Here is a 16,588-nt window from a genome sequence, read left to right as displayed (position 1 = left end):
GACGTAGGGCGTTTTTCATCGGTGTGGTCGGGTTGATGGGCTGATTATCAGCTGCTGGCGCTAATTCGTTAGGCGCTGTACATACGGGTAATGATACGGAAAAGGCCCTGAACTTTCGTGCATGTTCAGGGCCTTTTCTGGCATTAAATTTTAGGACGTAACGGTTTAGCGGGTATGCCAGCGGGGCGGGTCGAGGGGGAGTCGGCGACCGTCGAACTGGATGGGAAGGGGGCCGTAGTTTTTTACCAGATAATCGAGAATCGGCTTTTCGGTTTCACCCAGGTCCCACAGCTTCTGCGTCCGCTGCATCCACCGAATCCGCTCGACCCACTTGTCGCGGTCGAAATGGCTTTGCAGAATCAGCTTACTGGTATGGCAGACGGTGCATTGCCCTTTCACCAGCACCATGTTATCGTCGACCGTCAGGCCCGTCTCCGCATCGACCACCACGCCCTGCGGGTTGACGACTGTAGCGGCCATAGGTACTGTTTCGGCAACGGCTGTAGTTGCCTTGACCGGCTTTACGGCTTTTGGAGCTGTGCTGTGCGTTGTGCGGGCTTTTGGTGCGCCTTTTCGGCCCGGTACAGGTTGCTGGGCCACCGAGTGTCGGGTCACCCACGCGCACAGCAACCACACACATAAACTGGCGATCAGCCAGTGGTACTTCGTTGGTCTGTTCATTGAATAAAGTCGTATTCGCGAATCATTTCACATTCGAGTACTCTCAACACCTTGAAGGACAGGACTGTTAAGTTCTAGCCTGTTTACCCCCCCCCAACTCCCTAAAGGGGGAGCTGTTCTTGTGCAAATTTCATCCCCTTTAGGGCAGGGCTGTTAAGTTCTAGTCTATCTACCCCCAGCCCCCTGAAGGGGGAGTTATTTCTTCGCGGAACGCTCCCCCTTCAGGGGGCTGGGGGGTAGATGGGCCGAAGTGAATTTGGCTACCGTCAGCGTCAATTCAAGAACTTAATAGCCCTGCCCTGAAGGGGGGGGGGACGGTCGGCTGCTGCCCGGTAATTCACACCACCTTCACCGCGATACGGTGGCAGGCGTTGTTGATATATCCTTCGGGGTTCCATTGGGGCATCACCATCGGCTGCGATACGCCTTTGTCGTCGGTGGCCCGCGCCCATACTTCGTAATAGCCCTGCGTCGGGAAGCTTACGTCGGCGGCCCAGTGTTGCCAGGCTAGCCGGTTTTTGGGTGCTTTCAGATCGGCTTTCTGCCAGGTTTCGCCAAAGTCGATCGAGACGTGCAGTTCCTTCGCCACTCGGTCGCCCGCCCAGGCATGCCCCCGCAGCGATAGCTGCTGACCCATCGGCAGTTCCAGCCCCGACTGGGGAAAGGTAATCACCGATTTGATGGGCATCGACTCGATGATCCTGAACTCACTCGCCGGTGGGTCGACGCCCGGTTGTACCGGATGAATCGGGACGCGGTAGCTTTTGCCGGTCATCTTGGCCCCGTCGTGGACTTTGTTGCGGACCGCAATCGTGTGCAGCCACTTGCCCGATACCGACGCGGGCCAGCCGCCAACGACCAGCCGCAGCGGATAGCCGTGAACGAGTGGGATGTCCTGCCCGTTCATAGCCCAGGCGATGAGGGTTTCGTCTTCGAGGGCTTTGGTAATGGGGACACCCCGTGAGATAACTGGTTGTTTGGGGTCGCGACTGAGGTGCAGGTCCTGGCCGTAATAGCCGATGTAGACGGCGGTGTCGGTGATGCCAGCGTCGGCCAGGATGTCTTTCAGCCGGACACCCGTCCACTCGGCGCAGCTAACGCCCCCTTCGGTCCATTGGTTGCCCGATGTTTTGGGGAAGTAGCCCGCCCGACCGTTGCCCCCGCATTCCAGCACAAGCTGGTAGGTGTAAGGTTTGAACTTGGTTTTGAGGTCGTTGAGCGTATACGTTTTCGGCGCTTTCACCGACTCGCCGTTGATCGTCAGTTTCCAGTTGGCTACGTCGATCGATTCGGGAATCAGACCGTTGTTCCGGATAAACATTTTGTCGGCAGGAGTAACGGCGTCGTCGAGCAGATAAGCGGGCGTCTCGACGTTCCAGGGTTTGTCGTTCAGCACCACCATGTTTTTATGCTTGCTTGCCATCGGGTCGATCTGTCCGTCGAACACCAGCGGCAGGTAATTCTTCGGCATCCGGTCGGCGAAAACGATGTTCGTGCCTAGCAGACTTGTCAACGTTGCCAGCGATGATGTTTTCAAAAAGCCCCGCCGGTTAAACAGCGAAGACGTGGGTTGCGTACTATCCATGCAAAATGAAGCGAAAGGTCTATGCAATTTACTTTCTTATGAAGAAAGATGCGAGAAGAAAGAGGAGAGGTGCGAGAAGAAAGAGAATAGAGAAAAGAAGAAAGATGGTTCACTCAATCCATTCCCGTTCATCGTACCTGTCTTTCTTCTTTCCTCTCACATCTTTCTTCTATTAAATCAGACCGCCAGAATCGCCCAGAGCGATGCGGCCGAGATCAGCAGCCAGAGCAGAATGCCCTGCGCCAGCGGTTGCCAGCCCACCGCCCGGATTACGTTGCCCGACAGCCCTGCGCCGATCAGAAACAGCGTCAACGTCAGGCCACGGTGTGCCAGCGTTACGGCTACGTCGGCAATGGGCTGACTGGCGGGGACGTAGGTGTGCACGAGCATGGCCAGTACGAACAGACCGATAAAATAAGGTATGGTAATCCTGCCGCTGCCGGTGTTGAACAGGGCCGCCGTGCCGAGCGAAACGGGAATAATCCAGAGAGCCCGCGCCAGCTTGACGGTCGTAGCCACCTGTAACGCTTCGGGCCCGAACCGGGTTGCTGCCCCAACTACCGAACTCGTATCGTGAATTGCCAGCGCGCACCACAGACCGAACTGATGCTGCGTCAGCTGCAATCCCTGACCGATAGCCGGAAAAACCAGCAGGGCGACAGCGTTGAGGATAAAGACCGTGCCCAGCGCGACAGATACCTGCTTTTCGTCGGCCTTCACGACCGGCGACAGTGCGGCAATGGCGCTCCCGCCACAAATCGCCGTACCGGCCGCGATCAGGTGGGCCGTTACGGCATCGATCTTCAACCATTTCCCCAGCAGCACGCCGACCGTGAGCACTCCGGCAATCGACGCGACGGTTAGTAAGATACCTTCCTTGCCCGCCTGCATGGCACTGTGGGCATTCATGCCGAAGCCCAGCCCAACCACCGACGCCTGTAACAGCCAATGGGTAGCCTTGCTGTTGAGGTGCAGATACGGATGACCGATAAACTGCGCGACAAGCAGCCCCAGCAGCAGCGCCAGCGGGGGCGACAGAAAGGGCGTCAGGCAGAGAAGTGAAGCCCCGATAAACAGCAGTTGGCGCGTGGTAAAGCGATAAGCGAGCAGCCGTTGTGCCGGGTGCTGCCGGGAACGTAGTTGGGGGGGCGTGGTAGTCGGATGCGCGGTGTTCATAGCCTGTGTTGCTTTGCGTAGAACAAAGGTACCGGCCGCCCTCCGCCGGGACCAATCACCGCTACTGATGCCCAATTACCGGCGGTAATGCGTAGCGTAGTCTAAACGGCGAACCGCCCGGTACCAACAGCGACCTAAGTCGGTGCCAGACCGGGCGGTTCGGGAAAGATTGAACGTAGTTGTGGTTGACGGAAAAATAAAGAGGAGTAATGCGGTAACGGCAGCAATAAGGCAACCTGATCTCAGGCAATCTACTGGCAACCGGTGTATTCAAAGGTGGTCGTACTGGTCCGGGTGCCACCGCTGGTTGTGGAGGTCGCCACGCGCTGCGTCTGCATGCCACTCTGGTTGGCGGTTCGCTGGTAAACGTCTTCGGATTGTTTACTCAACGTTCCGGTGTAGTTGCCGTTAAGGTCGATCGCTGAGTACAGTTCCACTTTATTGGGGGACGTATTCGGGAATTTGTACAGCAGCGCGTACTGCAAATTCTCGGTGATCGTGGCCGTGTATGGGTTGATGAACTGATTCTTGAACTTTGTTACGTGGGACCGTACCGCCACAAAATTGCTGTATACGGTCCGGCTCAATACACGGCCTTGCGTATCCTTTAACTCGACCAGCGTGCAGTTGCCTTGCCCATCGTAGGTAAAGGTCGAATTATACCCCGCGTACGTGTCGAAGGGGGATTGGGCATTTTGTACCTTGAGGTTGCTGATTCGGCCCGAACCGTCAACGGTAACGGCGTATTCACCCAGCACGACACCGCTGTCTACCAGCTGAATCTTGGTCAGCGTGCTGCCGGAGTATACGTATTGGACCGTGAACCCGTTCAGATTCTGACCAGTGAGCTTACCGTCGGCGTCGTACGTATTCGTATAGAGACCGGATTTTGCATTATTCTGATACGACTGAATGGAGGTAATCAGGCCCCGCGAATCGTACGTAAACTCGTCGTACTCACCCTGTCCGTAGACAGCCTTGGTGAGCACGCAATCGTCGGGATTGGTCGACGATGCGTCCGGTCCGGGGCCTTCGCTAAATTTGCAGGATAGCAAAAAGGTCAGTGAAATCAGGCAGTAATAGGCAATGAGCTTCATTCGCGTCTGGTTAAATAACGAGGGTATGTCTACTGATAACTAGTTGTAGAACAAACCTATGAACAGACGTCTGTCAAGCGATAAAACTGGGATGGACAAAAAATGGACAATTAATTAAGTATTTGATAAGTAGCTGTTTATATCTTCCGTGTTAATCTTCTTGCGCAGTCGGTACCGGTTCTTGGTCGCGCTGTCGGCCGAAATGCCCAGCATCCCCGCAATCTGACTTGTCGAGAAATTCAGCCGGATCATGCAGGCCATCTTCAATTCCGTATCGGTCAGGTTGGGCACCGACTGGCGCAGGCGGTCGATAAATTGAGGATGGAGCTGCTCGAACTTCAGCCGGAAATCATTCCACTGCGCATCGGTCAGCAGCCGGGCCTGGTTGAGCTGTTCGATGAGTTGCTGGCTACCGGCCGACTGCTGTCCTTTCAGACTATCGAGTTCATTTTGTATCTGGTCGATAAATGCATTTTTCCGTACTACGGAGTCGGCAAATACGGCCAGCTGATCGGTGGCGGTCTGTAGTTGTACCCTAGCCAACTGCGCCTGTACTTCGAGTAGTTGATTGCGCTGGGCCAGTTGAATGCGTTGTAGATAGATGGCTACGACAATCAGCAACAGCAATAAGGCTCCCCCTGCAAACAACCACCGCTGATACGTCAGATCACGTTGTAGTCGGGCTTTTTCCTGCTCGCTCTCCCGGGTCCGGTAGCGAATTTCCAACTCGGCTACATGCTCTTTGTTTTGCTGATTGGCTAGTAGCGTGTCGAGTGTGAAATAAGCTTTCTGGTACTGAAAAGCCGCCCGATAGTCGCCCTGTCGTTCGGCCCATTCGGTACGGGTAAGTGCCATTTCCCGGTCGTAATAGCGCGACCCAACTATGGGCAGATACGCTTCTGCCCGTTTGTAGTATTGATCCGCTTCGGCGAACCGGTTTAGTTTGGTCAGCGCAGCACCGATGATCGCATCGGCCCGAAATACCGCATCCCTGTCACCTAGCCGACCGGCAATAGGTAGCGCTCGCTGAGCACGGCTGATCGTTTGCAGGTAGTCGCCTTTTTCAATCAGAATACTGGCCATGTTCAGATTTGCCAGCATAAGGTTATTCGTGTCGTTGAGCCGGTTTGCCAGCTGAATGGCATCATCAAAATAGGCCAGTGAAGGGCCGAATTGGCGGTTCTCGCCCAGAATCATGGCGTAGTCGTGCATGGTCAGGCAAAGCTTGCTACTGTCACCTGCCAATCGGGCATAGTCGAGCGCCTGTTTGCTGTATTCGACCGATTTGGGCAGATTATGCTGGAACTGAAACAGCTGCGCCAGACTGACGTAAGCCTGTCGTAGATCGTTGTAACGCCGGTATTTCCTGAAAACGTCGATTGCCGTTAGCAGGAGATTCGCTGCGCGTTCCGTTTCGCCAGCCGAGGTGAGGTGCCAGGCCAGTGCTACCTGCGTCCGGGCCCGCGCCAGTGGTTGCTGCTGTTCAGCCAGCTGGGTGTTATACCATTGAATAGAATCCTGCGTAACCGATTGGGCCGACGTTCGTTGGCTGTAACCTAACAGGCCAAGAATCAGTAGCCAGCTTAAACGACGGGTGAGCAGAAAAGTAGGCACGGGCAGAGCGAAAGCGAGATGCAAACCAGTAGCGGTGACTGTACCGGAGTACGAGAAAGTGGCTACAAAGTACCGACTAAACAGCGATATAGTCGCACGGCTGTTTATTAACTGGATGAGTAAATCTGTCGACTTAGTAGTTCGCCATGTTCACTAACCGGGCTATCCAGATCGACAGGTCCGCGAGACTATCAGCGCGCGCATGGGTATACGTGCCGTGGTAAACGCAAAGCCGGATTCGGCAAGTATGGCTAATTCAGATCATTCATCACCGGCGATTGTACTGCTGCCGGGCGAAGCGCATGAACGTGTCGGCCAGGCCTTCACTGACACCCTGTAGCTGCACCGAATAGAAGTCACGCTGAATCGTCAGGCCTGCTACGTCGAGCACGCGCAGGATGCCGTTTTTCAGTTCGTTCTGTACGGCAAAAATGGAGATGAACGCGATGCTGGCGGAGTTGGTCAGGTACGACTTGATCCCCTCCGTACTGCCTAGCTGCATGGCCAGGTTCAGGTCGTTCAGGCGCAGACCGGCTCCGCGCAGGGCATGTTCGACCACTTCCAGCGAGCCGGACCCCCGTTCCCGTAGCGCAATGGGTACCGTCTTGAGTTCGTCGAGCGTGATTTCATCGCGCCCGGCCAGCGGGTGATCGGCCCGGCAAACCAGCACCAGCTCATCTTTCACAAAAGGCGTGTAGCGGATGTCGCTGTGGTGCGTGCGCCCTTCGACCAGTCCCAGGTCGATGTCGTTGTTGAGCAGCGCCTGCTCAATCTGATCGGTATTGCCGCTCAGGAGCGACAGGCTCACCTCCGGCGAATGGTCCTGAAACCGGGCCAGTACGGCCGGAATCACATACTGCGCAATGGTCGAACTGGCACCCAGCCGCAATCGTCCACCGGGTTGTCCCTTCAGCGCATTCAGGTCGAACTCGATCTGCCTGTACACGCCCATAATCGTTTCGGCATGGCGCAGCAACACGTTCCCCGCCGTGGTCAGGCTGATCTGATTCCCCCGCCGGTCGAACAGCGCCATGCCGAGCTGACTTTCCAGTTCCTGAACATGCTTGGTGATGGCAGGCTGCGTCACAAACAGTTCGGCGGCTGCTTTGGTGAAACTCAGCCGCTTGGCAACGGTATAAAAAACGGTCAGTCGAAAATCGAACATGGGGGAGGGGGAATACAGACCCGATGAAGTAGTACACAATACCGGTAGCGACTGGTGGGGTAGAGCAGTACTACTAGTCTAACAGCGTGGTCTATGGAACCGGTTGTTGACAATGGGTACAAAGAAATCAGAAAGTAATCAATAAGCCGCCAGTAAAACAGACTCGCTTTTACCTGAACCAAGCCGATAATAGTATGCGCTTGTATACCTTATCGGGTATAGTATTGCCCGGTATTGTGATAAATATACCCGATAAGGTATATATTTGTTTGTAGACACTTATTTATACCTGTTTGGGTATAGTTATGCACAGCACGTTAAGTCAATTTATCAAACAACGTCGTAAGCAGACGGGCCTGACGCAGGAGGAACTGGCGTACAAAGCGGGTGTTGGGCTGCGATTTATACGTGATCTGGAGCAGGGAAAAGCGACCTTACGACTCGATAAAGTCAATCAGGTGTTGCGTCTGTTTAATCATGAAGCCGGTCCGGTTCCAATTGCTGAACGCGACCATAGTCTGAGTGAACTGGAATAACATGCACCGTATAATTCGATCACCACTGGTGACGCAATCGCGTAATTCGAATTATCCGCGCGTGTCGTTGGTTACAGGTACGAATTACAAAACCTATGACTATGATAGAGGCTGTAAACGCGTCGGAGCTGCCGTGGGAGACGGTGACGGAGGGGGTAGAAAAATGCATGCTGCGTAGCCTGCCGGGTGAAAAACGAACACTGATCCGTATCGGGGCCGGGAAAGCGTTTCCCGTTCATGCACATGCCGTTCCCGACGAGGTATTTGTGGTCGACGGGGTGTATGTCGATCCGCAGGTCGAAAATGGGAAAGCGTTCGGGCCGGGTGCTTATGTCTATTATCCGGTCGGTACGGAGCACCACGCTACCAGCCCCAGCGGTTGTACCATTCTGGTCTGGAACGCAAATCGGTAGGTCGACTTCGCGATCGTTGCTGTGGTATCGAGCTACTTCGCAATCATGAATAAGCCGGCGGCTCCGACCAGATAAACGATCAGCGCGACAAAGGAGTCGATGCCCATGCGTGCTAGCTGACGTTTGGGCCGAAACAGCATACCGTAGATGTACGGAATCGTAACGAGTATGCCCAGCCCCGTCAGGTAGATGTCGCTTTTTTGCGCGTTGGGCAATACCGGCTTGCCGGATATTGTTGTTGCCAGCGCCAGCAGTACCGGCAAAAAGGCGTTACCTCCGAAAATGTCGCTGACAGCCAGCGTATAATCCTTTAGTTTAACCGAAGTCAGGCCAGTCGATACTTCGGGTAACGACGTAGCTGCAGCCAGGATGGTAGCTCCGAAGATGACCCCATCCATTCCCAGCAGCTTCGACATGGCATCGCCACTTTCTTCCAGGGCGACCCCGCCCAGCAGCGTCGCCAGCGCAGCGACGCCGAAAATAAGCAGCGTCTTGCCCGTGCTTCGCTTCTCATCGTCCGACTTCCCTTGGTTAGTTGACTGCGGAGTGCTAGCCGTGTGCCAGGGTAAGGCGTTGTGCGATTTTCCGATGAGCCATACGCCCACCAGCCACACACCGATCAGTGCAATACTCGCGGGTGTCGTTCGAGCGAAGAGCATGGTTTCGGGAAGCTGATGCCCCATGACAACTATTGTCAGCATGGCGATAACCAGCGTTGCTTCCAGGACAGGTGTCAGCGACGATTGGCGGGAGGTCAGTGTGTCCTGCTTGCCGACACCGAAGGCATCGAGCAGCACCAGCACGATCGTTTGCAGGGCAATACCTCCCAGAATGTTACCGACGGCCAGGCCGATCTTGTTGCCAAGGGCAGCACTGACAGTGATCGCGATCTCCGGCAAGTTGGTCACGATAGCGAGTACGATGGTACCACCCAGCGCTTCGCCAAGCTTGAAACGCTTGTCGAGGCTATCGGTTGTATTGGAGAGCGCCGTGCCCGCCCGCCAGACAACGGCTGCTGCTACGCCAAAAATGAGAAGAAGAACGGGTAGTGATAACGAAGCAAACATGATGAAGCCGGAAAGACATTGGCCGACAGTAACGACGGAGCCAATGTCATCAGCCGTCGCGCTGGTACGTAGCCAATAACCCTGACCGGTGTCGATAAGTTATCGCTATGTCATCCGCGTTGCACAACCATGAACATCAAGAAATACCTGCATTCCTGCCTGCTGCTCGAAAAAGAAGGCGAACAGCTTTTATTCGATCCCGGTACGTTTTCGTTTGTTGAAGGACTGGTCAAACCTGAGACGTTCAGTCAGGTTGCGAACATCGTCATCACACACAGTCATCCCGATCATCTGGACATCGATGCGCTGACGAAAATTGTGGCCCTGAGTAAGGCTACCGTTTGGTCGACGCAGGAAGTGGTGGAGAAACTGGCACCTGTTGGTATCAAGGTGCAGGAAATTGCGGAGGGTAGCTTACAGGTGGGACGCTTTGCGTTGCAGGCGATCGCGGTGGCGCACGAACCCATCCTGGCCGATCACATTCCCGGCATGTTTGCGTTTCTGATCGACGGGAAGGTGCTGAACACCGTCGATTCGTTCTCCGATAAGCTGCTGGCGTTCCGTGGCGTCGACCTGCTGATGCTGCCCGTCATGGCACCGTTCCTGACGGAGTTGATCGTTGCCCGATTTGTCGAAAAGATGCAGCCGAAGGCAATTCTACCGCTGCATGACGGGTACGCGAAGCCGTTTTTTGTTACCCAGCGCTATACCAACTACGAGCAGTATTTCGGCAAGCGCGGTATCAACTTCCACCGACCCGAACAGCCGGGGGACGGGGTAAGCTTGTAGCTATCTGGTTTTCGGTTTTCCGTATACGGTTTACGGCCACGCAACTGTAAACCGTATACGGAAAACCGAAAACTACACTGACAACGTCTTCATGTACTCAGCATCGTTTTTCATGCTCGTCAGCACGTCGGTTGGGTACTCTTCCTGCTCGACGATGTAGTATTTCATGCCGTTTTCCATGGCAACACGCAACGTCTTTTTAAAGTCGACGGCCCCTTTGCCAAGGTCGTTCTGCACAGGTTTACCATCTACTTTCTTGTAATCCTTGATGTGGCAGAGTTCGTAGCGCTTGCCGTATTTTTTCAGGTGCGCTTCGGTGTCCTGACCCGCTACGTCGATCCAGCACAGGTCCAGCTCGAACATCACGTTTTTAGGGTCGGTGTTAGCCAACAGGTACTCCTGCGGAATCTGACCGTCGAGGGGTTTGAACGAATAATCGTGGTTGTGGTAGCCGAACTTCATCCCGCTTTTCTTAGCCTGCTCACCCGCTTTGTTGAAGCGATCGGCGATCCGTTTCCAGTCGTCCATCGACTTCTGGGGGCCGATATACGGGCACAGAATATAGGTCAGGCCAGCGCCCTTCGCCATATCGAAGCTTTTTTGCAGCTCGTCGGGCTTGTCCATCTGCTGCCCGAAGTTGAAGTGCGTGCTGACCATCTTCACGCCGATGCCGTTCAGAAACGACTTCATTTCGGCGGGTGTCATGCCCCACAAAAAGCCCTGCTGGCCACTGTAGCTTTCAAACTGTTTGTACCCCATTTGCGCCAGCTGCGTCATCACCCCCTTGGGGTCTTTACCGATAACGTCGCGTACGCTGTATAGCTGAACGCCAAATGGGCTAATGGTTTTGGCGGGAGCATTGGCCAGTAAGTTGGTCTGGCTGAGGGCAAAAGCACCGGCTGTCAGGAGGGCCGACTGCCGGATAAAATCGCGTCGTTGCATGATAAAAGTTGGGAATACTAGGGTAAAACGCGAAAGTACGGCTTTTCTACCGCTATGCGTTATCGCAGAAATTCGCCGAAGCGGTTGAGTACATTCATCGCGCAATTGCCTTTAATCAGGCAAAAAACCAATAACACACCGCGTACCGGTGCGTTCTTAACGCAAGTTCGTATGTTTGTTTCAACCCGATTGGCGTTTGCCGTACTGGCCGGCGGCTTACTGATGATGAATAGCTGTTCTCCGAAAAAAGAAACCGAGCAGAAAGCCGGTATTGAAAAAGCGGCCTACGGAACGCTGTCCGATGGACAGGCCGTCGACCTCTACACCCTCCACAATGCGGCCGGTATGACCGCTAAAATCACCAACTACGGCGGTACGATCGTGTCGCTGACCGCCCCCGACAAAGACGGTAAGTTCGAAGAAGTGACGCTGGGAATGGATTCGCTGGCGGGCTACGAAAAAGGCGTTCCGTTTTTTGGCGCGCTGATTGGCCGCTACGGTAACCGGATCGCCGGGGGCAAATTCACGCTCGACGGTAAGGCGTATACGCTGCCGACCAACAACGGCCCAAACAGCCTGCACGGCGGGGCGAAAGGCTTCGACAAACGCGTCTGGACGGCGACGCCGGTCGAGGGTGAGGAACCGGCGCTGAAACTGACCTACGTATCGAAGGACGGCGAAGAAGGCTACCCCGGTGCGCTGAACGTGGAAGTGACTTACACGCTGCAAAAAGACAACGCCCTGAAGATCGACTACAAGGCCACGACCGACAAGCCGACGGTCGTAAACCTGACCAACCACACATATTTCAACCTGACGGGGGGCGTCAAACGCGATATCCTTGATCATGTCGTAACGATCTACGCCGACAAGTTCATCCCGGTCAGCAAAGACCTGATTCCGACCGGGCAGTTGCAGCCCGTTGCCGGTACGCCCTTCGACTTCACCAAACCGCGCGTGATCGGTCAGAGCATCAACGACTCGACCGACGTGCAAATCAAGAACGGCGGTGGCTATGACCATGCCTGGGTACTGACCGACAGCAGCAAGAGCCTGAAAAAAGTGGCGACCGTGATGGAACCCACGAGCGGCCGGGTGATGGAGGTGCAGTCGACCGAGCCGGCGGTGCAGTTCTACACGGGTAACTTCCTCGACGGAACGCTGTCGGGCCGGGGCGCGACGTACAAAAAACGCTACGCGCTCTGCCTCGAAACCGAGCACTATCCTGACTCGCCGAACCAACCCAAGTTCCCATCGACGGTACTGCGTCCGGGGCAGACGTATCAGACGACAACGATCTACACATTTTCAGCAAAGTAAGCGGAAACGGTCTGTAAGTCAGCGGCTTTGTTAAGATGCTGTTAAACCAGACGAGACGTTACAACCAGGCCGGGTGCTTGTCTGTTTATCCGAAAATTCGGAGTCGGGCACGAACCCGGCCTGCTCGTTTCCGCTCCGTCCACCTTCCTGCTCCGCCCAACTTATGAAAACTGTCTTCGGCATTGTTGTCATGTATGGCTGCGTGCTGCTTTCGGCGTACGGTGGCTTTGCTCAGGGCAAATTCTCGCTGTCGATCAGTGGGGCACCAACGTACAGTTATTCAAAAACCAAGCAGAGTGTTCTGATACCAGATATTGGTAAAGGCGGTTTCATTCCGCTTGACCTTGCCAGCCGGTCAACCGGACGAGGTTATACAATCGGGCTGCTGGGACGGTATGCTCTTCAGCCTAAATGGTCAGTATCGACGGGCATCTGGATGAGCTATAATCAGACCGACGTGCCTACTTTCGAGACTAGTATGCCTGTTGATCACTCACCCTTTGGTCGAACTCGTTCGCGTCATTACCAGGTACCGATACTGGTCAATTTTCAATCGTCGGCCCGGCGCTTGTCGCCTTACTTTTCAGTTGGAACTTTGTTCAGTTTTCGCTCACCAACGTATCTCAACATCGGTAATGACCAGGAAATACGGCTTGAAACAGATAAACACAGGGTGACGGTCGTGCCGACGGTTGGGGTAGGGGCTATCTACCGGATGAGCAATCACCTGTCGCTGTCCGTTCAGCCAACGTTCAATTATTATCTGCCGCAGGGAACGTATTCGTCGTACTTTTCGGGGCGGGCCAGTCTGCAAACGCAGCTGTTTTATACGTTTTAACTGATGAGACTACGCCGATTTCTGTTGTGTTTGCTGCTGTTGCTGCTGTCGATTTGTAGTCAGGCGCAGCAAAAACCGGCCTTCCGGGTCATTGCCTTTTTTACGGCCAAAAACGATCAGGCGCACATCAGCTTCGTGCAGGAAGCCAACCGCTGGTTTCCTCAACTGGCGGCTCAGCACGGCTTTCAGTACGACTCAACCAGCGACTGGACGAATCTGAACACTGATTTTCTGTCGCGTTATCAGGTCGTCCTGTTTCTCGACACGCGTCCTGATGATCCGGCGCAACGGGCGGCTTTTCAGCAGTACATGGAGCGGGGCGGGCGCTGGATGGGTTTTCATTTTGCCGCCTTCGCCCTGACGCCTTCGACCTACCCGCAAAACTGGGACTGGTATCACAATCAGTTTCTGGGGTCGGGGCAGTACGGCAGCAATACCTGGCGACCCACATCGGCTGTGCTGCGTGTTGAAGACCGGAAGCACCCCGTTACACGTTCGTTGCCGCGCACGTTTAAAACGGCTCCGAATGAGTGGTATCGCTGGTCGAATGATCTGCGGAAGAATCCCGACATCGACATTCTGCTGGCCATCGACTCAACCAGCTTTCCGCTCGGTACCGGGCCTAAACCGCACGAAATCTGGCACAGTGGCTACTATCCCGTTGTCTGGACGAACAAGCGTTACCGAATGCTGTACCTCAACATGGGCCACAACGACATCGACTACGAACACGGCACCGGCAAAGCCCTATCGTCGACCTTCAGCAGTCCCGACCAAAATCAGCTGATCCTGAACGGACTGCTGTGGCTGGGTGGGAAGTAGATGAAAGAGAAAAGACGCAAGAAGAAAGATGGCTCACCGACTGTCTTTCTTCTTGCGTCTTTTCTCTTTCATCTCAATATCAATCCTGACTGCTGTGGTCGCTGACGATGAGCCACTGTCCCCTGATCTTGCGCCAGAGCAGCGTGAAATGACCGTTGGCGTTGCCTACCTGCGGGCGGGTCAGGTGATACGCGCCGATAACGTAGGCAAGGTTGGGGGCCGGGAAGTCGATCTGGAGAATGTCGAATTTGAGTTTTCCCATAGCTGCCCGGCTGGGGTAGCGTTTTTTGTAATTAGCCAGTGTCGCTTTGTAACCATAGGTAATGCCCGCTTTGCCAACGAATGTCAGCGAGTCCGATCGCCAGTAGGCGTTCATAAACCGCTCGACCCGACCGGCTGTCCAGTCGGCAGTCTGTTGTTTCAGGATCAGAAGAATGGCCCGCCGGTCTTTGTCTGCGGTGGTTTCTTTTTGCTGACCAAACGTTGTCAGCGACAGGAAAACAAAAGCGAGAATAGAGAAGTAACGCATAGGATCTGGTTTTCGGTAAAGCTACGCTACAGGCTTATTCGGCGAAACACTCCCAATGGCTGTTTGCCGGGAACGCTACTGCTTTTCCGCGTAGATTAGTGCATTCGTTAGCTAGCGCGCAACGGTGACCGCCGTAAACTGTAAACCGAAAACCGTACACCAACTTACTATGAACGCCATTCTTTGCCAACAGTACGGTCCGCCGGAAACGCTACGGTTGACCGAGGTTCCTGAGCCGCAGCCCGCTGCCGGACAGGTGCTGATCGGTGTGAACGCCTGTGGCGTCAACTTTCCGGATACGCTCATCATCGAAGGAAAATACCAGGTGAAGCCACCCATGCCATTTGCGCCGGGGGGCGAAGTCGCCGGTCGCGTCCTGTCGGTAGGCGAGGGCGTGACGACTCTCAAACCGGGCGATCACGTTTTTGCCTTGACGGGCTACGGCGGATTTGCTGAACAGGTGGTTGCGCATGCTACGACAACGTTGCCTATGCCCGCCGGGATGGACTTCGTCACGGCAGCATCGACCATGTACACCTACGGCACGTCGTACCATGCGCTGAAAGACCGGGCCAACCTACAGGCGGGCGAAACGCTGCTGGTGCTGGGAGCCGCCGGGGGCGTGGGGCTGGCTGCTTTGCAACTGGGTGTGCTGATGGGCGCTCGGGTCATCGCGGCTGCGTCTTCCGAGGAGAAACTGGCGGTTTGCCGTGAACTGGGTGCGTCAGAAACGATCAACTACACGACCGAAGACCTGCGCACGCGAGTCAACGAGCTAACGGGCGGCAAAGGCGTCGACGTCGTGTATGACCCCGTCGGCGATCGCTTTGCCGAGCCGGCTGTTCGGTCGCTGGCGTGGCGAGGCCGCTATCTTGTCGTTGGCTTTGCGGCTGGCAGTATTCCGAGTATTCCGCTGAACCTGGCCTTGCTGAAAGGCGCGTCTATTGTGGGGGTATTCTGGGGAGCCTTCGCGCAACGTGAACCGAAGCGGAGTAGGCAGAATTTTGAGCAGTTGCTTCAGTGGATTACGACCGGGCAATTGAAACAACATATCCATAAACAGTATTTATTGGCTGACGCCCCCGTTGCCCTCCGCGATCTGCTCGATCGGAAGGTCATCGGCAAGGCGGTTGTAATCATTGATACACCATGAGACTTGCGAACAGAGTAGCGATCATTACCGGTGCGGCACGCGGCATCGGACGCGGAGCCGCCGAACGGTTCTGCCAGGAAGGGGCCACAGTTATTATCTGGGACGTTCTGCCCGAAGGAGAAGCCACCGCCCGTGAACTGACTGACCAGGGCTATCGATGCGACTTTATGACCGTCAGCACGACCGACGTGCCCAGCATCGAAGCGGCCGCCCGCGACGTTGTCGACCGCTACGGACGAATCGACATTCTGGTCAACAACGCCGGTATCACGCGCGACAAAACCCTGCTGAAGATGTCGTACGACGAGTGGCAGCAGGTCATCGACGTCAACCTGACCGGCGTATTCAACTGCACAAAGGTCGTTGCGCCGTACATGGTCGAGCAGCAGTATGGCCGGATCATCTGCACCTCGTCGATCAATGGGGTGCACGGCGCTTTCGGACAAACGAACTACGCAGCGGCCAAAGCGGGTATCATCGGCATGGTCCGTTCGTGGGCGAAAGAGCTGGGACCGAAGGGCATTACAGCCAATGCCGTGGCACCCGGATTTATCCAGACGGCGATGACCGATGCCATGCCGGACGACGTTAAAGCAAAAGCCGTCGCAGCCATTCCGGTTCGCCGTATCGGTCAACCCGCTGATATTGCCAATGCGTACTTGTTTCTGGCGTCCGAAGAATCGTCCTTTGTCAACGGACACGTGCTGGCAGTCAACGGCGGACAGGCTATCTAATCGGTGTCGGATGTACGGTTTTCGGTAGGCTGTTGCTGGTGTCGGGTGGTTGGTACATACCATCTGACGAACTATAGCGCTATTTTTGCAAACAGGATCAGTCAGATCGTGGCTGAGCCCTGAAAAC

17 protein-coding genes are annotated in these 16,588 nt (G+C 55.2%); 8 read left to right on the top strand and 9 right to left on the bottom strand.

Annotation, left to right across the window (positions count from 1 at the left end; translation table 11 throughout):
* Positions 1–165: 165 nt before the first annotated feature.
* The 6 genes from CLV58_RS12210 to CLV58_RS12185 all read right to left on the bottom strand — a co-directional run bounded on the left by CLV58_RS12210 (position 166) and on the right by CLV58_RS12185 (position 7,318).
* Positions 166–681 carry a hypothetical protein gene (locus CLV58_RS12210; RefSeq protein WP_106138097.1) on the bottom strand — a complete coding sequence of 172 codons (516 nt, stop codon included), beginning with the start codon at positions 679–681 and terminating at the stop codon, positions 166–168.
* A gap of 337 nt (positions 682–1,018) precedes the next feature.
* A complete protein-coding gene (locus CLV58_RS12205) occupies positions 1,019–2,266 on the bottom strand; it encodes a sulfite oxidase (protein ID WP_106138096.1) in 1,248 nt (415 codons plus the stop codon).
* Between the two features lie 177 nt (positions 2,267–2,443).
* Positions 2,444–3,442, bottom strand: coding sequence for a YeiH family protein (locus tag CLV58_RS12200; protein WP_106138095.1), 999 nt, complete (start codon positions 3,440–3,442; stop codon positions 2,444–2,446).
* Positions 3,443–3,693: 251 nt separating this feature from the next.
* Positions 3,694–4,539, bottom strand: coding sequence for a hypothetical protein (locus tag CLV58_RS12195; RefSeq protein WP_106138094.1), 846 nt, complete (start codon positions 4,537–4,539; stop codon positions 3,694–3,696).
* Positions 4,540–4,653: 114 nt separating this feature from the next.
* Positions 4,654–6,153, bottom strand: a complete 1,500-nt coding sequence (locus tag CLV58_RS12190; RefSeq protein ID WP_146141420.1) for a tetratricopeptide repeat protein — start codon at positions 6,151–6,153, stop codon at positions 4,654–4,656.
* A gap of 268 nt (positions 6,154–6,421) precedes the next feature.
* Positions 6,422–7,318, bottom strand: a complete 897-nt coding sequence (locus tag CLV58_RS12185; RefSeq protein WP_106138092.1) for a LysR family transcriptional regulator — start codon at positions 7,316–7,318, stop codon at positions 6,422–6,424.
* Positions 7,319–7,623: 305 nt separating this feature from the next.
* On the opposite strand from CLV58_RS12185, the gene CLV58_RS12180 reads away from it, so the two are divergent.
* Positions 7,624–7,854 carry a helix-turn-helix transcriptional regulator gene (locus CLV58_RS12180; RefSeq protein ID WP_106138091.1) on the top strand — a complete coding sequence of 77 codons (231 nt, stop codon included), beginning with the start codon at positions 7,624–7,626 and terminating at the stop codon, positions 7,852–7,854.
* A gap of 101 nt (positions 7,855–7,955) precedes the next feature.
* Positions 7,956–8,267 (top strand): cupin domain-containing protein, encoded by a 312-nt coding sequence (locus CLV58_RS12175; RefSeq protein WP_170108692.1) that lies wholly within the window; start codon positions 7,956–7,958, stop codon positions 8,265–8,267.
* Positions 8,268–8,299: 32 nt separating this feature from the next.
* Here CLV58_RS12175 and CLV58_RS12170 read toward each other — a convergent pair whose 3' ends face one another.
* A complete protein-coding gene (locus CLV58_RS12170) occupies positions 8,300–9,334 on the bottom strand; it encodes a sodium:calcium antiporter (protein WP_106138089.1) in 1,035 nt (344 codons plus the stop codon).
* 129 nt (positions 9,335–9,463) lie between these two features.
* Here CLV58_RS12170 and CLV58_RS12165 point away from each other — a divergent pair, with 129 nt between their 5' ends.
* Complete coding sequence (locus tag CLV58_RS12165) at positions 9,464–10,123, top strand: MBL fold metallo-hydrolase (RefSeq protein WP_106138088.1); 660 nt, start codon at positions 9,464–9,466, stop codon at positions 10,121–10,123.
* A 72-nt stretch (positions 10,124–10,195) separates the two neighbouring features.
* On the opposite strand, the gene CLV58_RS12160 is transcribed toward CLV58_RS12165, so the two are convergent.
* Complete coding sequence (locus CLV58_RS12160; RefSeq protein WP_106138087.1) at positions 10,196–11,065, bottom strand: sugar phosphate isomerase/epimerase family protein; 870 nt, start codon at positions 11,063–11,065, stop codon at positions 10,196–10,198.
* Positions 11,066–11,236: 171 nt separating this feature from the next.
* Here CLV58_RS12160 and CLV58_RS12155 point away from each other — a divergent pair, with 171 nt between their 5' ends.
* The 3 genes from CLV58_RS12155 to CLV58_RS12145 all read left to right on the top strand — a co-directional run bounded on the left by CLV58_RS12155 (position 11,237) and on the right by CLV58_RS12145 (position 14,045).
* Entirely contained in the window at positions 11,237–12,385 is a 1,149-nt protein-coding gene (locus CLV58_RS12155) for an aldose epimerase family protein (RefSeq protein WP_106138086.1), read from the top strand.
* 163 nt (positions 12,386–12,548) lie between these two features.
* Positions 12,549–13,223 (top strand): hypothetical protein, encoded by a 675-nt coding sequence (locus CLV58_RS12150; protein ID WP_106138085.1) that lies wholly within the window; start codon positions 12,549–12,551, stop codon positions 13,221–13,223.
* A 3-nt stretch (positions 13,224–13,226) separates the two neighbouring features.
* Entirely contained in the window at positions 13,227–14,045 is an 819-nt protein-coding gene (locus CLV58_RS12145) for a ThuA domain-containing protein (protein ID WP_106138084.1), read from the top strand.
* Between the two features lie 79 nt (positions 14,046–14,124).
* On the opposite strand, the gene CLV58_RS12140 is transcribed toward CLV58_RS12145, so the two are convergent.
* Positions 14,125–14,574 (bottom strand): YybH family protein, encoded by a 450-nt coding sequence (locus CLV58_RS12140; RefSeq protein ID WP_106138083.1) that lies wholly within the window; start codon positions 14,572–14,574, stop codon positions 14,125–14,127.
* A 169-nt stretch (positions 14,575–14,743) separates the two neighbouring features.
* Between CLV58_RS12140 and CLV58_RS12135 the strand changes: the two genes are divergently transcribed.
* Positions 14,744–15,727: an NADPH:quinone oxidoreductase family protein gene (locus tag CLV58_RS12135; protein ID WP_106138082.1), complete on the top strand. Its 984-nt coding sequence runs from the start codon at positions 14,744–14,746 to the stop codon at positions 15,725–15,727.
* Positions 15,724–16,461 (top strand): 3-oxoacyl-ACP reductase FabG, encoded by a 738-nt coding sequence (gene fabG / locus CLV58_RS12130; protein WP_106138081.1) that lies wholly within the window; start codon positions 15,724–15,726, stop codon positions 16,459–16,461. Before CLV58_RS12135 ends, fabG begins: the two co-directional genes overlap by 4 nt.
* Positions 16,462–16,588 lie beyond the last annotated feature (127 nt).

Source organism: Spirosoma oryzae (assembly GCF_003002825.1).
In the GTDB taxonomy this organism is placed as follows: Bacteria; Bacteroidota; Bacteroidia; order Cytophagales; family Spirosomataceae; genus Spirosoma; species Spirosoma oryzae.
Note: the sequence above shows the minus strand (reverse complement) of the source record. Positions and strands in the feature narration are given on the sequence as shown.

Coding starts and splice junctions, on each gene's coding strand:
- CLV58_RS12210 (WP_106138097.1), bottom strand. CDS start 681: ATGAACAGACCAACGAAGTACCACTGGCTGATCGCCAGTTTATGTGTG.
- CLV58_RS12200 (WP_106138095.1), bottom strand. CDS start 3,442: ATGAACACCGCGCATCCGACTACCACGCCCCCCCAACTACGTTCCCGG.
- CLV58_RS12150 (WP_106138085.1), top strand. CDS start 12,549: ATGAAAACTGTCTTCGGCATTGTTGTCATGTATGGCTGCGTGCTGCTT.
- CLV58_RS12140 (WP_106138083.1), bottom strand. CDS start 14,574: ATGCGTTACTTCTCTATTCTCGCTTTTGTTTTCCTGTCGCTGACAACG.
- CLV58_RS12185 (WP_106138092.1), bottom strand. CDS start 7,318: ATGTTCGATTTTCGACTGACCGTTTTTTATACCGTTGCCAAGCGGCTG.
- CLV58_RS12175 (WP_170108692.1), top strand. CDS start 7,956: ATGATAGAGGCTGTAAACGCGTCGGAGCTGCCGTGGGAGACGGTGACG.
- fabG (WP_106138081.1), top strand. CDS start 15,724: ATGAGACTTGCGAACAGAGTAGCGATCATTACCGGTGCGGCACGCGGC.
- CLV58_RS12160 (WP_106138087.1), bottom strand. CDS start 11,065: ATGCAACGACGCGATTTTATCCGGCAGTCGGCCCTCCTGACAGCCGGT.
- CLV58_RS12135 (WP_106138082.1), top strand. CDS start 14,744: ATGAACGCCATTCTTTGCCAACAGTACGGTCCGCCGGAAACGCTACGG.
- CLV58_RS12180 (WP_106138091.1), top strand. CDS start 7,624: ATGCACAGCACGTTAAGTCAATTTATCAAACAACGTCGTAAGCAGACG.
- CLV58_RS12170 (WP_106138089.1), bottom strand. CDS start 9,334: ATGTTTGCTTCGTTATCACTACCCGTTCTTCTTCTCATTTTTGGCGTA.
- CLV58_RS12165 (WP_106138088.1), top strand. CDS start 9,464: ATGAACATCAAGAAATACCTGCATTCCTGCCTGCTGCTCGAAAAAGAA.
- CLV58_RS12195 (WP_106138094.1), bottom strand. CDS start 4,539: ATGAAGCTCATTGCCTATTACTGCCTGATTTCACTGACCTTTTTGCTA.
- CLV58_RS12145 (WP_106138084.1), top strand. CDS start 13,227: ATGAGACTACGCCGATTTCTGTTGTGTTTGCTGCTGTTGCTGCTGTCG.
- CLV58_RS12205 (WP_106138096.1), bottom strand. CDS start 2,266: ATGGATAGTACGCAACCCACGTCTTCGCTGTTTAACCGGCGGGGCTTT.
- CLV58_RS12155 (WP_106138086.1), top strand. CDS start 11,237: ATGTTTGTTTCAACCCGATTGGCGTTTGCCGTACTGGCCGGCGGCTTA.